At 60.6% G+C, this 16,712-nt stretch carries 15 protein-coding genes; 13 read left to right on the top strand and 2 right to left on the bottom strand.

The annotated features are described in order from the left end of the window. Positions 1-3 precede the first annotated feature (3 nt). The 6 genes from A3AI_RS0122880 (at position 4) to A3AI_RS0122905 (ending at position 7,000) form a co-directional block, all read left to right on the top strand. Entirely contained in the window at positions 4-1,269 is a 1,266-nt protein-coding gene (locus A3AI_RS0122880; protein WP_245286936.1) for a class I SAM-dependent methyltransferase, read from the top strand. Then, entirely contained in the window at positions 1,262-2,266 is a 1,005-nt protein-coding gene (locus A3AI_RS0122885; RefSeq protein WP_024517815.1) for a glycosyltransferase family 2 protein, read from the top strand. Before A3AI_RS0122880 ends, A3AI_RS0122885 begins: the two co-directional genes overlap by 8 nt. A 90-nt stretch (positions 2,267-2,356) precedes the next feature. After that, a complete protein-coding gene (locus tag A3AI_RS0122890; protein ID WP_198030183.1) occupies positions 2,357-3,772 on the top strand; it encodes a glycosyltransferase family 4 protein in 1,416 nt (471 codons plus the stop codon). A 221-nt stretch (positions 3,773-3,993) separates the two neighbouring features. Next, on the top strand, positions 3,994-5,427 hold the full coding sequence (locus A3AI_RS0122895) for a glycosyltransferase family 4 protein (RefSeq protein WP_024517817.1): 1,434 nt from the start codon (positions 3,994-3,996) through the stop codon (positions 5,425-5,427). Beyond that, positions 5,424-6,125: a nucleotidyltransferase family protein gene (locus A3AI_RS0122900; protein WP_024517818.1), complete on the top strand. Its 702-nt coding sequence runs from the start codon at positions 5,424-5,426 to the stop codon at positions 6,123-6,125. Before A3AI_RS0122895 ends, A3AI_RS0122900 begins: the two co-directional genes overlap by 4 nt. After that, entirely contained in the window at positions 6,122-7,000 is an 879-nt protein-coding gene (locus tag A3AI_RS0122905) for an NAD-dependent epimerase/dehydratase family protein (protein WP_024517819.1), read from the top strand. The genes A3AI_RS0122900 and A3AI_RS0122905 overlap by 4 nt, the downstream gene beginning before the upstream one ends. On the opposite strand, the gene A3AI_RS0122910 is transcribed toward A3AI_RS0122905, so the two are convergent. Next, positions 6,983-8,209 (bottom strand): polysaccharide biosynthesis protein, encoded by a 1,227-nt coding sequence (locus tag A3AI_RS0122910; protein WP_051382475.1) that lies wholly within the window; start codon positions 8,207-8,209, stop codon positions 6,983-6,985. The two genes, A3AI_RS0122905 and A3AI_RS0122910, sit on opposite strands and share 18 nt — an antisense overlap. Before the next feature lie 170 nt (positions 8,210-8,379). Here A3AI_RS0122910 and rfbG point away from each other — a divergent pair, with 170 nt between their 5' ends. The 6 genes from rfbG to A3AI_RS45430 all read left to right on the top strand — a co-directional run bounded on the left by rfbG (position 8,380) and on the right by A3AI_RS45430 (position 14,186). Beyond that, the gene (gene rfbG / locus A3AI_RS0122915; protein WP_024517821.1) at positions 8,380-9,477 is read left to right on the top strand and encodes a CDP-glucose 4,6-dehydratase; all 1,098 of its coding nucleotides are present in this window, start codon (positions 8,380-8,382) and stop codon (positions 9,475-9,477) included. Next, complete coding sequence (locus tag A3AI_RS0122920; protein WP_024517822.1) at positions 9,464-10,405, top strand: NAD-dependent epimerase/dehydratase family protein; 942 nt, start codon at positions 9,464-9,466, stop codon at positions 10,403-10,405. The genes rfbG and A3AI_RS0122920 overlap by 14 nt, the downstream gene beginning before the upstream one ends. 20 nt (positions 10,406-10,425) lie before the next feature. After that, on the top strand, positions 10,426-11,337 hold the full coding sequence (locus A3AI_RS0122925) for an alpha-1,2-fucosyltransferase (protein WP_024517823.1): 912 nt from the start codon (positions 10,426-10,428) through the stop codon (positions 11,335-11,337). Positions 11,338-11,383: 46 nt separating this feature from the next. Then, positions 11,384-12,130 carry a class I SAM-dependent methyltransferase gene (locus tag A3AI_RS0122930; protein WP_036049253.1) on the top strand — a complete coding sequence of 249 codons (747 nt, stop codon included), beginning with the start codon at positions 11,384-11,386 and terminating at the stop codon, positions 12,128-12,130. 37 nt (positions 12,131-12,167) lie between these two features. Then, entirely contained in the window at positions 12,168-13,097 is a 930-nt protein-coding gene (locus tag A3AI_RS43300; protein ID WP_024517825.1) for a glycosyltransferase family 2 protein, read from the top strand. A gap of 132 nt (positions 13,098-13,229) precedes the next feature. Further along, on the top strand, positions 13,230-14,186 hold the full coding sequence (locus A3AI_RS45430; RefSeq protein WP_024517826.1) for a class I SAM-dependent methyltransferase: 957 nt from the start codon (positions 13,230-13,232) through the stop codon (positions 14,184-14,186). 78 nt (positions 14,187-14,264) lie between these two features. Here the strand turns inward: A3AI_RS45430 and A3AI_RS0122945 are convergent, their stop codons facing one another. Next, the gene (locus tag A3AI_RS0122945; RefSeq protein ID WP_024517827.1) at positions 14,265-15,227 is read right to left on the bottom strand and encodes a lysylphosphatidylglycerol synthase transmembrane domain-containing protein; all 963 of its coding nucleotides are present in this window, start codon (positions 15,225-15,227) and stop codon (positions 14,265-14,267) included. Positions 15,228-15,427: 200 nt separating this feature from the next. On the opposite strand from A3AI_RS0122945, the gene A3AI_RS0122950 reads away from it, so the two are divergent. Then, the gene (locus A3AI_RS0122950; RefSeq protein ID WP_024517828.1) at positions 15,428-16,711 is read left to right on the top strand and encodes a nucleotide sugar dehydrogenase; all 1,284 of its coding nucleotides are present in this window, start codon (positions 15,428-15,430) and stop codon (positions 16,709-16,711) included. The last annotated feature ends 1 nt before the right edge of the window (position 16,712 follow it).

The raw sequence follows: 16,712 nt of genomic DNA on the forward strand, positions 1-16,712 counted from the left end.
GCGATGGTCGCTAGCTCTCCGATGTGTCGGTCTTGCGGCGCGCCGCTGACGGCCGTGCTGGTGGATCTCGGCATGACGCCGATCTCGAATGCGTTCGTTCGCTCAGATCATGCGTCGTTCAGCGAGCGCTTCTATCCGCTCAAGAGCTTTGTCTGCGATCGCTGTTGGCTGGTGCAGCTTGAGGATTTCGAGACGCCGGAGACGCACTTCCACGCCGAATATGTCTATTTCTCGTCATTCTCGGACAGCTGGCTTGCCCATGCGCGCAGCTTTGTCGAAAAGGCTGTGGTACGTCTTGCGCTTGGCGCCAGTTCCCGGGTCGTCGAGGTCGGTAGCAATGACGGATATCTGCTGCAATATTTCGTTCAGCGCGGTATTCCCTGCCTCGGCGTCGATCCGGCCGCCAACTGTGCCAAGGCAGCCTGGGGCCTGCGACGTGTGCCGACCGAGGTCGCGTTCTTCGGGTCAAAGGCAGCAACGCGGCTTCGCGAGCAGGGCGGGACGGCGGATTTGATCATCGCCAACAACGTGCTTGCCCATGTGCCGGACATCAACGACTTTGTCGCAGGCTTCAAGATCCTGCTCAACGAGCAGGGCGTTGCCACGTTCGAATTTCCGCATGTTCTGGAAATGATCCGCGACGTCGAGTTCGATACGATCTATCACGAGCACTATTCCTATTTGTCGCTATTGGCGCTGGAGCCGTTGTTCGGACGTCACGGATTGCGGGTGGTTGACGTCGAACGGCTCTCGACCCATGGAGGGTCGCTTCGACTCTATGTCGCGCATGCCGATCGCATGGCGGTGACCGAGTCCGTCAAGAAGCTCAGGCAAGAGGAGGTCCTCGCCGGTCTCGACCAGCTCGCGACCTACGAAACCTTCGGCCAGCGCGTTCGCCAACTGAAGCGCTCGTTGCTGCGTCTCCTGATCGAGCTAATAGAAGGTGGAAAATCGGTTGCGGCTTATGGCGCGCCCGCGAAAGGCAACACTCTGCTCAACTACTGCGGAATCGGCCGCGACTTCATCGCCTTCACCGTCGATCGCAACGTGCACAAGCAGGGTCTGTTGTTGCCGGGAACGCGGATCCCGGTCCTTGCCCCGGATGAAATCGCAAGAAGGCGGCCCGACTATGTTCTCATTCTGCCGTGGAATCTACGGGAGGAGATCGTGGCCCAGCTGAACGAAATTCCCGACTGGACGGGGCAATTCATTATTCCCGTGCCCGAACCCGTGATTCTGGACAGCCATGGCGATGCACACAATGAGTAAGCAGGACAGCGCGCCGACGGTCAGTGTCGTCTTGTCGGTGAAAAATGGCGGCCGCGACTTGCCGCAGGCGCTTGGGACGATCCTGAACCAGTCATTCACCGATTTCGAGCTGATCGCAATCAACAACGGCTCGACGGACGAGACTTGTTCCTACCTCGACAGCATCGGCGATCCACGTGTTCGCGTCATCCATCAGGATGACGCGGGTCTTGCGGGAGCGCTCAACCGCGGAATCTCACTGGCGCGAGGGCGCTATATCGCAAGACAGGACCACGACGATCTCGCCGATCCGAGTCGAATAGCAAAGCAGGTGGAGTTTCTTGACGCTCGCCCCGATCATGCCCTGGTCGGCACGCGCGCCGAAATCTGGGTCGGCGACACGCCCACCGGCCGGTTCCACGATCATCCGACGGACGATGCGGACCTGCGCTTCGCTCTCCTGTTCAACAATTACTTCGTCCATTCCTCGGTGATGATGCGCAAGGCGGCGCTCGACGAGGTCGGAGTCTACAGCACCGACCGTACGCGCCAGCCGCCGGAGGACTACGAGCTGTGGTCGCGCATCGCGCGACGTTTTCGTGTCGCCAATCTGCCGGAGCGGCTGACCATTTATCGTGAGGTGCCGACTAGCATGTCGCGAGATGGCGTCGATCCCTTCAAAGAGAAGCTGGTGCTGATCTCGGCCGAGAACCTCGCAGCGGCCAGCACCGGTGAGGCCAAACCGCAGCGCGTTCATCACGACGTCGCCAATCTGGTGCACGGTATGCCCGACAAAATGTCGCGAGGCGCAGATATTGAAGCGATGTGCGCTGTCATTTCCAAAGCAGGTGCCGCGATTTTCGGCGACGGGTATCTGGACGGACAAAACAATCCTGTGGCGATCTGGAGCCGGAATTTGCGGCATCACTTCGGTATCCAGAGGGCGGGCCTGACTGGTGTGCGCAACTTCGCCGGCGGCGTTAGAAGTAGATTGCGGCGTCTTGGATTTTCTATTTAAGATTGTAAGATGAAGTTTCGAGGTTGCCATATGAAACTCCTTCTTTGTTGCGAAAGCTATTTTCCTGCGCGTGGTGGCGTGCAGGAGGTCATGAAACAAATTGCGGAACGAATGGCGGCAGCCGGCCACGACGTTTCAGTTGCGGCTCGCAAGCAACCCGACCGGACCTCGACTATCCACAATGGCGTGCGGATCCACGAATTCGACGTGAGCGGCAATCTGGTCAATGGACTTCGCGGTGAAGTGGAACGGTACCAGGAGTTCATCAAGAATTTCCATGGTGATGCGATCCTGATCAAGGCCGCCCAGCAATGGAGTTTTGACGCTCTTTGGCCCGTGCTCGATCAGGTGAAGGTCCGCAAAGTATTCGTGCCGTGCGGCTTCTCGTGCTTCTACGAACCCGACTATGCCGACTATTTCGCGCAATTGCCCGAAATCCTGCGCAAATTCGATCATCTGATTTTCTACGCGGAGAAATACCGCGACATAGACTTCGCCAAGGCGCACGGCATTACGACATTCTCGATCATTCCTAATGGGGCCAGCGAGATCGATTTTGGGCGTCCCGCCGACGGTAGGCTGCGCGCCAAGCTCGGCATTCCTGCCGACGATCTGCTGTTCCTGACCGTGGGTACGCCCGTCAATGCCAAAGGGCACAAGGACGTCGGGGAGGCATTCGCCGAGATGGATCTGGACGGGCGCAATGCCACCCTGATCCTCAACGGTTCCTGGCCTGAGCCATCGATTCAAGTCGGGCGGCGGCTGTGGGGGCCCAAGTGGCTGCACGATACTTTGCGCAAGGCGCGCAGGGTCGCACACAAGGTGCGCGCAGTTGCATCGCTTTATCTGCGCCCAAATACCATGAAGAAGGGCCTTGTCGTCCTTTATCGTGAAGGCTGGAGCGGCGTCTGGGATCGGTTATTTCCGAAGCCGCCGACCTTGCCCGCCCCGCCGCCAGCCGTCGCTGCGCTTCCGACGGCTGCCCCGTCACCACCGCCACCGCGACGCCTCGAAGTGCCTGACACCATCGGCGCCGACAGGGCCATCAAGGAGGCCAGCGGAACAAAACGGATTCTGTGCCTGGATATGCCGCGGGAGGACGTGATCAGTGCATTTCTGGAGGCTGATCTGTTCGTTTTCGCCTCCAAAGTGGAATATTCTCCACTCGTTCTGTTTGAAGCCGCCGCATCCCGGACGCCGTTTCTCACCGTTCCGGTCGGAAATTCCAGAGAGATCGTGCGCTGGACTGGCGGCGGTTGGATATGCCCGGCCGAGGTCGACGAGCGCGGATACACCAAGGTATCGCCGGCTGTGCTCGCGAGAGAGATGGAGAAGGCCGTGCACTCGCCGGAATTTCTTCGCCAGCTCAGCGAGGCGGGCAAGCAGGCGTGGTGCGATCGCTTCACCTGGGCGAAGATTGCGCAGTCGTACGAACGGATATTGCGTGGCGAGACTGTTTGGTCGCGGACGCAAGACGCGTCGCTCGACAAGGTACTCGGCGGGTAAGGCTCGCCCGATCCAACCGCAATTTTGACGCTGATTGAGGATCCAGTGGCTTTATGGATCAGAAATCTGCGGCATCATTTTGCAATTCAACGGCTTAGGTTGTGTCAGGTCCGTAATGTTGCCCAGGGCGCGAAAGGCATTGCGTCGTCCCGCCTTCGCATCTAGGTCTGTAAGACACACGCCTCTTCAAAGCGTCGATTGATAGAGTGAAGGAACATTGATTGCGCCTGCTGCTTTGTTGTGAATCCTATCATCCGCATCGAGGCGGTGTGCAGGAAGTGATGCGCCAGGTTGCGGAATGCATGGCAGCATGGGGCCATGACGTTACGGTCGCCACAAGCCGGCATCCGCGCAGGAAATCGAGTGTGGTCAACGGCGTGAGGATTCGCGAATTCAAAGCGGGCGGGAAGATGGTTTATGGCCTCAACGGCCAAATAGATGAATACCGCGAGTTTGTCAGGACCTTTGCGGCAGACGCGATCCTCATCATGGCCGCGCAGCAATGGAGCTTCGATGCGCTGTGGCCCGTTCTGGATGATATCAAGGCGCGCAAGGTGTTTATTCCTTGTGGCTTCTCAGGTCTCTATGAGCCGGATTTCTCGGAATATTTCAGGGAGCTTCCGGACGTCCTCAGGAAGTTCGATCATCTCGTCTTCAACGCGGAGAAATACCGCGATATCGATTTCGTAAGGAACAACGGGCTGAGCAATTTCACGGTGCTGCCAAACGGCATCAGCGAAGCTGATTTCGAGCGGGAGCCTGACGGTCAGTTTCGGCAGAGGCTGGCAATACCGGAAGATGCGTTTCTGTTCCTGACTGTCGGCAATCCGATCGAGGCCAAGGGACATCGTGACGTTGTCGACGCATTTTCGCGCCTGGATACGGGCGGACAATCCGCGGTGCTGCTTTCGATCGCCGGCTGGCCCGGGAGTGGTTTGGGAGCTTCCCGCAGAGAACGCGGTCTAGCTCAGCTTGTGCGTCAGAAGGTGATTAATTCCCGCCTGGGGACTGCCGTTCGCTATGGTGACGCGGTTGTGCGACGTCTATTCTATATCGCTCGATTCGAGGGATGGATCGGGATCGAACAACTTGTGCGTCGCAAGCTGACACGACGCAAGCTGGCGCGCATGGATCCGCCCGTACCACCGCTTGAGAGCATCGAGAGCATCGCCGCGAAGGCCTCGGCGCAGCCGTTCAAGCGCGTGATCCTGACGGATCTTGAGCGGCAGGACCTTATTCAGGCTTACCTCGCAGCCGACTTGTTCGTTTTCGCCTCGCGAATCGAATATTCCCCGCTGGTCCTGTTTGAGGCCGCCGCCGCGGGCACGCCGTTTTTGACGGTTCCCGTGGGTAACGCCGATGAGATTGTCCGCTGGACTGGCGGAGGGATGCTATGCGAGGCGGCTAAGGACGGACGCGGTTATACCCGTGTCGATCCAACGACGTTGGCTCGCGAGATGGCAGGCTGTATGAGGGATCGCGAAAAGCTTAGCCGCCTCGGTGCTACGGCACGCGAAAGGTGGCGCAATTGTTTCACCTGGAAGGTTGTCGCTGGCTATTACGAGGACATCCTCGCCGGCAAAACTCCGAATGTGCGTATCACGGAGTTCAAAGAATTGGTGCCGGATGAGCAAGCAATCTCGGGTGTAGCATGAAACACGCAGTTATCTTGGCAGGTGGTCGGGGGACGCGCCTGCGGCCGTATACGTTGACGCTCCCGAAGCCGTTAGTCCCGCTGGTCGATACGCCGATCGTCGAGATCGTGATCCGCAAGCTGGCAAACGCGGGTTACGATGGAGCTACCTTGGCGATCAACCACATGGGCGAGCTCATCCAGGCCTATTTCGGCACCGGCGAGCGTTGGGGATTGGAGCTTCGATACTCGCTGGAAAACGAGCCATTGGGAACGATCGCTCCGCTTCGGCTGATAAGCGACCTCCCTGACAACTTCCTGGTCATCAACGCGGACGTATTGAGCGACCTCGACCTGTCACGGTTTCTTGCGGACCATGTTGCGTCGGGCGCGATCTTCACGATTGGCGCCACCAGCCGCGATCAGGTACTGGACTATGGTGTTCTTGGGGTCGAGGGCGAGCGCCTCGTGAACTTCCGCGAGAAGCCGAAACTCCCGCAACTTGTCAGCATGGGCATCTATGCCGTCAATCGGCGAGTGCTTGACAATATTCCGCCAACCGGTCCCTTTGGGTTCGATCAGCTGATGCTCAAGCTCATCGAGACGGGTGAGCCGGTCAATGTCAAAAGGCATGACGGATATTGGCTCGATATCGGCCGTCCCGATGATTATGAGCGAGCCACCATCGAGTTCGAAAAAGACCGGAATCGCTTCTTGTGAGCGAACGTGTGCTTGTGACGGGCGGCAGCGGCTTCGTCGGCCGCAGGCTCATTCGATTTCTGAGAGAGGAGGGCGCCGAAATATTGGCGCCGGGGCGCGATGCCCTTGACGTTTCGGTGGGGGCATTTCCCGACGTCTCAGTTGATTGGGTCATTCACCTCGCGGGCCGAACCTACGTGCCCGCGTCATGGAGCGAGCCCGCGGATTTCTACCGCGTCAATGCGCTAGGGACGGTCAATGTTCTCGAATATTGCCGCCGGACGCGGGCACGGCTGATCTATGTGAGTGGTTATTGCTACGGTATTCCCGAAACGCTGCCGATATCGGAAACCGCGCCGTTGAAGCCGAACAATCCATACGCGTTTTCGAAGTGTGCTGCCGAAGAAGCCTGCCGCTTCTTCTTCGAGTCCCTGCAGACGCCCGTGATGATCGTACGTCCGTTCAATATCTACGGCCAGGGACAATCAGCGAATTTTCTGATCCCGCGCATCGTGGAGCAGGCGATCGATCCGAACGTCGCCGCCATCGTTGTGGAGGACGATACGCCGAGGCGAGACTATATCCATCTCGACGACGTCATTGGCGCGATCGAAAGCCTGCGCAGGAATCCCAAACCCGGTGCGACGTTCAATATCGGCTCGGGAGAGTCCTATTCGGTAGCGGAAGTGGGGGAGCTGGTGCGCTGCGCTGCCGATGTGAGCAAACCCTTCGTTAGCCGTGGCAACCGGCGCGTAAACGACATACCGGACGTAATCGCCGATATCACTGCGATCCGGGATGCGACCGGCTGGTCGCCGTCGATCACACTGCAGGACGGGCTCCGTGACGTGGTTTCCCACGCGAGAGCTCATGGTGGCTCAGGTGCGGTCGTCTAGGCTGCGGCCGGTCTCGATGTGCTTGAACCCGGGAACGACGGAAGCGACGTGGCGCGCGATGTCGGATTTCTCCAGCTTCATGCTGGCGTCCGCCGCGATCTCGTCGAGGAATGCCAGAGCCGGCTCGAGGGGAACCGGGGCCGGCACATACCGCAACGCGCTCAACGCTGCGAACCTGGTTGGCGCCGGCGTCTCGTCCACCGCCACAAACTCTTCATATGGCTTCTCGCCGCTGGTATCGAGCGGCGTCAACAGGACGGGATAGGAGCCGCGCTTGAGCTCGGCCTCCGTTGCCGTGCAGGCTTCCGCTTCGTGCTCGTAGAACGCAGGCTGCAAACCGAGATCTCGCAGCAACGCCGCGGCGATCTCGACGAGCGGCCGCAAATGCTCGTTCGGATCGAGACGGGGAAAGGTGATATGTCCGGGCTCGGCGGCGCCGGCGGTCAACAGACAAATCTCTGCCGCTTCCCTGGGGCTGACAAAGTATCGGCGCACGTCGCGAGGCACGGCCAACGGTTGCCGGCGCGCCAGCCGGTACAGAAAGCCCTGCAGCAGGCTCCCATTGGAAAAGGCGACATTGGCAAAACGTGTCGAGGTGACCGAGGAGCCAGTGCTTCCAATCGAAAACAGCACATGCTCCATGAGACGCTTGCTGGCGCCCATCAGGCTGGTCGGGTTCGCCGCCTTGTCGGTGGACACAGCAAAATAGCGCTTTCCGTGGCCGTACTTCTGCAACCATTTGGTGAAGCGATGCATCTTGATAACGTTCGTGTCGAGCATCTGAATGACCGATGGAACGTCCTTTTCGGAGCGAACGTGCTTGTGGGCCGCAAAGTGCAGAACGAGATCGTAAGCCGGTTCCGACTGCAGCAGCCGCTCGGTTGCGGCGCTGCCATAGTCGATCGGCAGCAGCCGGAATTCGCCGCTGACCAGCGACTGCGGACGCGAGCGGAAATCACGGACCAGTTCGACAAGGCCGTTTTCGGCGAGGTCGATGACGTGAACGGCGGCAGGGGCGTAAGGAAAAAGCAGCTCGAGCGTAGCGCTGCCGATGCTCCCGGCGCCGCCGGTCACCAGAATGCGCCGGCCGCCGATCGCCGACCTGAGCTCGGCATCGTGCGTTTTGATGTCCTCTGCAAAAAGCGAGGTCGTCCGACCTGTCGTGAGACGGCTCAACCCGGGATCGAAGAACAGAGACCCCGTGTCCATCAAACTGTTGCCTGAGAAGGCTTTCATAGCATGTCCCATTCTTGCTAAAGGGGGCAGGTCGGAATCTCGGCTCGGGACCCTCGGGTGGGCTCCCATTCGCAACTTTTCCCTCATCCCATGCCCTCTTTAAGGTGATCGGTGTCCATTCTGCAAGGTCGTAAATGAGTGCCATGAGCCCTGAATCTCCTCTGCTCGATTTCGAACTCGTCTTGCGGGGAGCGCGTGTATTCGTGACCGGACACAGCGGCTTCACCGGCGGCTGGCTCGTCAGCTGGCTGAAGCGAATCGGCTGCGATGTCGCCGGGCTCGCGCTTGAACCCGCGACCGAGCCGAGCCTGTTCGCCGCGGCCAACGTCGCGGACGGCATCGCCTCCACCATCGGCGACATCCGCGATCCCGCAACCGTCCGCGACGCGATCGCGCGCCATCGGCCATCAGTCATCATTCACCTTGCCGCGCAGCCGCTGGTCTCGAAGTCCTTTGCCGACCCGATCGAGACCTTCGCCACCAACGCGCTCGGCACCGCACATGTGCTGGAGGCGGCTCGGCTCACGCCCGACGTCAAGTGCGTCGTCTGCATCACCACCGACAAGGTCTATCGCGACCAGGACTGGGTTTGGGGTTATCGCGAGCAGGATCCGCTCGGCGGCAAGGATCCCTACAGCGCCTCCAAGGCCTGCGCCGAGCTGGTCGCAGCCTCCTATCGCGCGACGCTGGCCGAGCGCGGCAACGGCGTGCTGATCGCGAATGCCCGCGGCGGCAACATCATCGGCGGCGGCGACTGGTCGGCTGACCGGATAGTCCCGGACTTCGTTCGCGCCGTGACAACGCGCCAGCCGATCTCGCTGCGCAACCCGGGCGCGGTGCGTCCGTGGCAGCACGTGATGGCGCTGGTCCATGGCTATCTGGTGCTGGCTGCCCGCCTGTTGAGCGGCGACCGCGCGGCGGCCGACAACTGGAATTTTGGTCCGAGCGATGATGCCGCGCGCACCGTCCAGGATCTTGTGGAGCGCCTGGCCGCGAGCTGGACCAGACCCGAGATCACTTACGCGCCCGGAAGCTTCCCGGAGACGCGCTTCCTGCATCTCGACAGCACCAAGGCGCGAAGCTTTCTGGGGTGGACGCCGCCTCTGTCTTTCACGGACACCATCGAATTGACCGCCGGTTGGTACCGCGATTTCATGGCCAATCCAGTGGAAGCCGCGCAAATCACCAGTCGTCAGATCGAGCATTATCGCAACGTCTTGAGGAACCATGCCGGCCGCTAACGTTCTCGTCACTGGTGCCTCCGGCTTCATTGGCGCCCATCTCGTCGCCCGCTTGTTGTCGGAAGGAAGTCACGTCACGGTTCTTGCAAGACCGTCGAGCGTACTTCCGAAGGAATGGCATGATCGTGTGAGTGTCGTCGCCTGCAACGATTTCAGTGAGAACGGCCTGCGACGGCTGCTTCGCGAGCCCCTCGATACGGTCTTTCATTTGGCAGCCTACGGCGTGCGGCCCAATCATCGCGACATCGACGAGATGATCGCCATCAATGTGGGGCTTCCCGATGCACTGGTGCGGCTTTGCGCCGATTGGCGCGCGCGAATGGTCATGGCCGGGACCTTTTCGGAATATCGGAGCCCCTCGAGCCGGGACCTTCTTACGGAAGCGTCGCCCCTGGAGCCGGGTAAGCTCTACGGCTCGTCAAAGGCCGCGGGCGGCCTGATGGCGGGCGCGATCGCCAACAGCGGCGGCACCGGCTTTCGCTTGTTGCGTCTTTTCAAGGTCTATGGTGCCGGAGAGGCGTCCCATCGCCTCCTGCCGGCGCTGGTCGATGGCCTGGCCAAGCAGGAGCGCGTGGCGATCTCGGCGGGCACGCAGGTCCTCGACTTCGTCTACATTGACGACGTTATCGAGGCGATGCTGCGCGCCGATGCGCATTGCCGCGAGAAGGGCGGTATCGCGACCTGGAACGTTGCCACTGGCCGCGCCCATTCGGTGAGGGAATTTGCCGAGCGTGTCGCCGCGGCAATGAACGCTCATCCGTCGCTCCTCGGCTTTGGCACGATTGGCATGCGCAAGGATGACGAGCCCTGGCTTGTTGGTTCGCCCGATCTGCTTCGTTCGGAGCTCGGCTGGCAGCCGTCGATCGGACTGGATGAAGGCGTGCGTGCCGCCGTCGCTGCGCTTCGCAGATTTCAGTCTCAGCAATAGCTCCAAGGAATTAGATCCAGGTGATTACGGTATCGCTGATCGGCGGGCTCGGTAACCAGATGTTCCAGTATGCAGCCGGCAAGGCGCTTGCGGAGCGTCATGGCGTCGCGCTCGCGCTCGATCTCAGCGGCTTCAAGAACTATGCGCTGCGCTCTTTCCTGCTGGATCGACTGTGTGTGCCGGAAGCTTGCGTCGCAAATGCTGACCTTGCAAACGAGATACCAGCCGGGAATTTCGTTCGCGCGTTATGGAAGCAGCGCGTTGATCGCGTGCTCGGGCGCGCAGGCCTGCCCAAGCTCGCGCCCTCCGCCGAGCAATATCGCGAGCCGCATTTTCACTTCGACCCTGCATTCGAGGCGCTCGGGCCGCAGGCCTCGCTGTTCGGCTATTTCCAGAGCGAGCGCTATTTTGCGTCGATCGCCGAACGGTTGCGCGACTGGTTTTCGCCGCGCGAGCCGTTTGGTGAAGCCGCGGCGAGCGTACTTGCCCGGATCGAACGCAGTCCGCGGCCGGTCTCTGTGCATGTCCGCCGCGGCGATTATCTCAACCCCGGCACAGCCGAATTCCACGGCATTCTCGGCGAGCCGCATTATCGCCAGGCGCTCTGCCGCCTGGAGGGCGCGATCGGTCAGGAGGCCGAATTCTTCGTGTTTTCCGACAATCCGGCCGAGGCCGAACAGGTGCTGGATTTTGTGCCGAAGTCGCGGCTCATCCATGCCTGCGGCGATCCGGCGCGGCCCTGGGAGGACATGGCGCTGATGGCGCACTGTCGCCATCACATCATCGCCAACAGCTCCTTCAGCTGGTGGGGGGCTTGGCTGAACCGCTCGACGGACAAGGTCGTCATTGCGCCGCGTGCGTGGTTTGCGCCGGCAGAATTGAAGAAGCTCAATACGGCTGATCTCTACCCGTCCGGGTGGATTTTGGTCTGATCGTTCATTGGCAAAGTCCTCCATGATTGAAACGGGAGTATCTCAAGTGCCGCTCACAACCCGGTCCATCATTCACAAGTTACGCCGTAACACCAAGCAAGTGGCAACCGCGGCTGCTGCAAAGGGGCTAACGCGCTCCTGGCCGGATCCGGTCCGCAATGCCCAAGCCTCCGAGTTCGAGGTCGATCTCTGGACCCTATCCAGCTTCGTGCTGGAGAAGATCGTGCCTGTGGTCGGCACGCACCCCTATCCGTTGAACGAATTGCTGCTCATGACTGGGGCTGCGTGCCGGCTCAAGCCGTCCGTGGTATTCGACTGGGGAACACATATCGGCGTGTCCGCCCGGATTTTTTACGAATGCGATCAGGCGTTCAAGCTCGGCTATGAAATCCATTCCGTTGATCTGCCGCCGGACGCTACCCATGTCGAGCATCCCGGCCAGGAACATGGCCGACTGGTGCGAGGCCTGGGGAAGGTTCACCTGCACCGAGGCAACGGCGTAAAGGTGGCGCTCGATCAATGGCAGAAGCTCGGCCGGCCTAAGCGGCCGCTATTCTTCGTCGATGGCGATCATGCCTATGAATCCGTTCGCGACGAGCTGAACGAGATATTCTCGACCGTGCCCGATGCGAGCGCGCTCGCGCATGACACATTTTTCCAGTCCGCTGAATCGAAATACAATGTTGGGCCGGCGCGGGCGATCGACGAGACCGTGGAGAAATTCCCGTCGCGCTTCCGCGTCATCAAGTCCGGCCTTGGCCTGCCCGGCATGACCCTGCTCGCCACGATGTGATGCGCGCGCGAAAATTGCTGCGATCGCCTGCCTGTAAATGAGCACCGTGGATCGGCCTCCTCTCGTCTCCGTCATCATGTCGATGCGCAACAGCGCGTCGACTGTGGAGACCGCCGTGCGCTCGGTGCTGCAGCAGACGCTTGCGGATTGGGAACTGATCGTCATAGACAATGGCTCCTCCGATGAGAGCGGCGCCATCGTCGCGGCGTTTAACGATTCGCGCATTCAGCTCGTCCGGGAAGCAAGCACCTCGTTCCTTGCGGTCCGCCTGAACCAGGCGGTCGCGCTCAGCCGCGGCGAGTTCGTCGCGAGGATGGATGCCGACGATATCTGCTTTCCCGAGCGCTTGGCGCGGCAGGTCGCGCGGTTGCGCGAGGATGCGGAGCTCGATCTCATCGGCTGCGGCGCCGTCGTCTTCACCAGCGGAGGCGAGTTGGTCGGCGAGCTGCCGATTGGCCTCGTCCATCAGGACATCGTGGCGCGGCCCTTTGCCGGCTTTCCGTTTCCGCATCCCACCTGGTGCGGGCGTGCGAGCTGGTTCAGGAACAACCCCTACGATACCGGCGTTGGCTATGCAGAAGACCAGGATCTCCTGCTGCGCAGCTTCCGCCACTCCAGGCTTGGCGCCGTCGATGCCGTGCTGTTAGCCTATCGCCAGGATCAGCTGGCGTTGAGGAAGCTCCTTCCGGGACGGGCAACCTTCATGGGCTCGCTGTGGCGTCACAGGCGCGCCACGGGTGAATTGTGGCCCGTGCTCGCAGGCATCACAAGCCACGTCGTCAAGGGGGCGGTCGATATCGCCACCGTTGGCTCCGGTCTGAATCGGTTGATGCAGCTGCAGCGGTTGCGAACGATCTCGCCTGAGATCCCCGCGCAATGGGGCGAATTGCGGAAGTTGCTTCTCGCCCCATCCAGCCTAGCGGAATCCCCGGGCCCAAATGCGCGAGCACATGCCGGACGTTGGTAACACGGCTGATGGCTGTGGAATCTACTGATGTTCCTAGATGGCATGACAGCTGGTTCCCAAGTGTCCCCTCTGCTAGACTGTAGGGAATGGCAGGCAGTTGATGCTGCTTTCGTAGTTGAAGGATGAACGTCAATGAGTGAGCTGAACGCAAAGCTTAGGTCTTTGCCCGCGCGGATCTTCAAGAATATGAATCGGAAAATGCCGGCGTCGCCCGTCAAATCGGCGCCGCGAGATCCTAGGGAGTGGATTAAGCTCGCCCGAGAAAAATTTGATCTGCTTCCGATGCGGACGCAAGAATTGATGGACCGTCATGAGCTTGTGCCGGATGCGAACGCGGTTGTCTTCTTCAAGGACGATATTGAAAGAGAGGCCGGGGTCACGCTGGAGCGCCTTGCGGCCAATCCTGAGCCCGCGGCCATCGCCCAGGCGATCGACGAAATCATCCGCTGGCTGACTGTTAGCCAGTGTGCGCACGCGCATCGGGAAGGTCTCTACTTCGCTCACGCTGAGCCTCACATGGCTCAACAATGGGAGCGGATAATCTGGCCCATAATCAAGGAGGAAGATTTTACTTCGACACTTGAGCTCGCGTGCGGTCACGGCCGGAATACCGAATTCCTGCGAAGGTTTGCAAAATCCATCGATGTGATCGATGTGAATCAAGTCTGCGTTGATGCCTGCAGGGAAAGGTTCGGTTCGCAAAGGGATGGCTGCAGCTTTCGTTATCGCGTGACTTCCGGCAACCAGCTGCCTGTCGAGAGCAGCTCGATTTCCTTCGGCTATTCCTGGGACTCAATGGTGCATTTCGACAAGCTCGTGGTTCGAGACTATGTCTTTGAGTTCGCCAGGGCGTTGAAACCCGGTGGGAGTGCATTCCTCCACCATTCAAACTATGGAACGATCGCGCCAAACAGTAGCTGGACGAAGAACCACGGCAACCGAAGCGACATGACCGCGGAACTTATGCGGGAGTATGTGAAAGAGGCTGGGCTTGCCATCAAATTTCAGCGGTTGAGTGGAAGAGCGGACGGCTGGGGCATCGACGATCTGGACTGTTTGACGTTGCTCTTCAAGCCTGTCGCTTCTTGAGATGGTTGGTCTCGGATCAAACGACCGCTGAGCGGTGTCGTCATCGAGCGATTCCACGCCCCGGGGAGACTGACACCATCAGTCCTTCGCGGCGTGGGCCACCTCGATATGGCCCGAGCCCTTCTCGGCGGAAAAGATCCAGACCAGCCCGCCGATCGCGCCGACGATGAAGTAGACCGCACCAAACAGGATCGACACCACGGTGCCGTCGGTCTGCGCCAGGCCGGCATAGCCGAATGCCACCATCATTGTCGCCTCGCGCACGCCCCAGCCGGCGATCGAGATCGGCATCATGGTGATCAGCATGATCGGCGGGGTCAGCATGAACAGCTGCTCGAAGTCGCCTGCTGCCGCGATGGCGCGCACGCAGCACCAGGCGATCACCACCGCCAGCACGTGAATGGTCAGCGAGAGCGTGGCGATCTTCGGCCCGCTCTTTCTGGAGAAAATCACCTGATTGGCAATCACCGAGCAGGCATGGATATGCTTGGTCGGCCACCAGTGCTTCAGCCAGGCCCAGTGCAGGCGGCCGAGCAGCAGAAAGCCGAGACCTCCGGCCAGCGCGGCGAAATCGACAAACACCAGTGCAAGCCGCCCCTTGGCATCCGAGATCATGCCGTAGCTCCAGGGCAGGCTCGCCACGATGATCAGCGCCAGCGCAATCAGGCCCACCGCGCGATCCGTCAGGATCGAGTAGGTCGCCGCGCGCCAGCCCGCACCGGTGCGGTTGACCAGCCAGAGTCGCACCGCATCGCCTCCGATCGACGACGGCAGCGTCTGGTTGAAGAAGCTGCCGATCATGTTGTAGCGAAACGCCTTGAGATCGCTCAACGGCGCGTGACAGAGATCGGAGATCACGCGCCAGCGCAGCGCGCCGAGGAAGATCTGGAAGATGGTCACCAGCACCGCGAGTGCGATCCAGAGCAGGTTGATCTGGCTCAGCCGCGACTGGATGGCAGCAAAATTGATCCCGCGCAGCGCGAGGTAAAGCAGCCCCAGCGATACCACCACCCGGGTCGTGAAGATCAAAAATCCGCGCATTGCAGGCCGGGTTCGCTCGCGTTTGTTGGACTACGGGGTGGCGCTGTGGTCCCGAAGTTCGGATCAGGCTATGCAGGGACTCGCCGAAACAACCCTGACGGCCGGGCGGATCGCCACCCCTTGCGATCTTTAGCATACGGTGGCTAAACAGTCGCCGGAGTGGCGTCAATGGCGTCTGGAACAGCCTGGAAGATTATTTTATGTCGCACGGCCGGAAGATCGCCGTCATTGGTTTGGGTTATGTCGGCCTTCCCGTGGCCGCGGCCTTCGCGCGCGCCGGCAATTCCGTGATCGGCTTTGACATCGATGCCGGCAGGGTCAGGGAACTACGGGCTGGGGAAGACCGGACTCGCGAGGTCGAGACCTCGGACCTCAAGCGAGCAACGCTGGATTTGACCTCCGACGAGGCCGCGCTTGAGGGTGCCGATTTTTTCATCGTTACGGTGCCGACGCCGATCGATGCCGCCAACAGGCCGGATCTGAGCGCCATGCTCGAGGCCTCGCGCACGGTCGGAGCAGTGCTCAAGCCCGGTGCCATCGTGGTCTATGAATCCACGGTTTATCCCGGCGCCGTCGAGGAGGATTGCGTGCCGATCCTGGAGCGCGCCTCCAGCCTCAAGGCGGGCACGGATTTCGATGTCGGCTATTCGCCCGAGCGCATCAATCCCGGCGACAAGAAGCATCGCTTCGAGACCATCACCAAGGTTGTCTCCGCCCAGAATGCGAGGGCACTCGATATCGTCGCCGCTGTCTATGGGTCGGTCGTGACCGCCGGCATTCACCGCGCGTCCTCGATCAAGGTCGCGGAAGCGGCCAAGGTGATCGAGAACACCCAGCGCGATCTCAACATCGCCTTCATGAACGAGCTGTCGATGATCTTCCAGGCGCTCGACATCGACACTGGCGACGTGCTCGCAGCAGCTGGCACCAAGTGGAACTTTCTTCCGTTCCAGCCCGGCCTTGTCGGCGGCCACTGCATCGGCGTCGATCCGTACTACCTGACCTATCGTGCCGAAAAAGCGGGCTACCATCCCGAAGTCATTCTCGCCGGTCGCCGCATCAATGACGAAATGGGGCGAGAGATTGCGCGCGAGTGCATCCGCGGCCTGTTGCGGCGGAAGGGAAGAACCGGGATCGTGACGATCCTCGGCATGACATTCAAGGAGAACGTTCCCGATATCCGCAATTCCCGTGTCATCGACGTCGTGCACGAGCTCAAATCATTCGGCGTCGAAGTGCAGATCGCGGATCCTCTCGCGGACACTCATGCGGTCGAGGAGGAATACGGCGTCGCCCTCAGTGACATCGACGCGCTCGAGCCTGCCGATGCCGTGATTCTGGCGGTGGCGCATGATGCTTATATCGAGGGCGGCTGGCGCCTGGTGCAGCGCTTGCTGCATGACGGGGCGGGTCTTGTCTTCGACGTCAAAATGAAGCTCGATCGCGGCGCGAAGCCGCCTGCCATCGATCTGTGGCGACTATGAG

This window comes from Bradyrhizobium sp. Tv2a-2 (assembly GCF_000472425.1).
In the GTDB taxonomy this organism is placed as follows: domain Bacteria; phylum Pseudomonadota; class Alphaproteobacteria; order Rhizobiales; family Xanthobacteraceae; genus Bradyrhizobium.

Excerpts from the sequence above, each read along its gene's own strand:
- A3AI_RS43300 (WP_024517825.1), top strand. The coding sequence starts at position 12,168 with ATGAGCACCGTGGATCGGCCTCCTCTCGTCTCCGTCATCATGTCGATG.
- A3AI_RS0122900 (WP_024517818.1), top strand. The coding sequence starts at position 5,424 with ATGAAACACGCAGTTATCTTGGCAGGTGGTCGGGGGACGCGCCTGCGG.
- A3AI_RS0122945 (WP_024517827.1), bottom strand. The coding sequence starts at position 15,227 with ATGCGCGGATTTTTGATCTTCACGACCCGGGTGGTGGTATCGCTGGGG.
- A3AI_RS0122910 (WP_051382475.1), bottom strand. The coding sequence starts at position 8,209 with ATGGACACGGGGTCTCTGTTCTTCGATCCCGGGTTGAGCCGTCTCACG.
- A3AI_RS0122885 (WP_024517815.1), top strand. The coding sequence starts at position 1,262 with ATGAGTAAGCAGGACAGCGCGCCGACGGTCAGTGTCGTCTTGTCGGTG.
- A3AI_RS0122920 (WP_024517822.1), top strand. The coding sequence starts at position 9,464 with ATGCCGGCCGCTAACGTTCTCGTCACTGGTGCCTCCGGCTTCATTGGC.
- A3AI_RS0122890 (WP_198030183.1), top strand. The coding sequence starts at position 2,357 with ATGAAACAAATTGCGGAACGAATGGCGGCAGCCGGCCACGACGTTTCA.
- rfbG (WP_024517821.1), top strand. The coding sequence starts at position 8,380 with ATGAGCCCTGAATCTCCTCTGCTCGATTTCGAACTCGTCTTGCGGGGA.
- A3AI_RS45430 (WP_024517826.1), top strand. The coding sequence starts at position 13,230 with ATGAGTGAGCTGAACGCAAAGCTTAGGTCTTTGCCCGCGCGGATCTTC.
- A3AI_RS0122950 (WP_024517828.1), top strand. The coding sequence starts at position 15,428 with ATGTCGCACGGCCGGAAGATCGCCGTCATTGGTTTGGGTTATGTCGGC.
- A3AI_RS0122880 (WP_245286936.1), top strand. The coding sequence starts at position 4 with ATGGTCGCTAGCTCTCCGATGTGTCGGTCTTGCGGCGCGCCGCTGACG.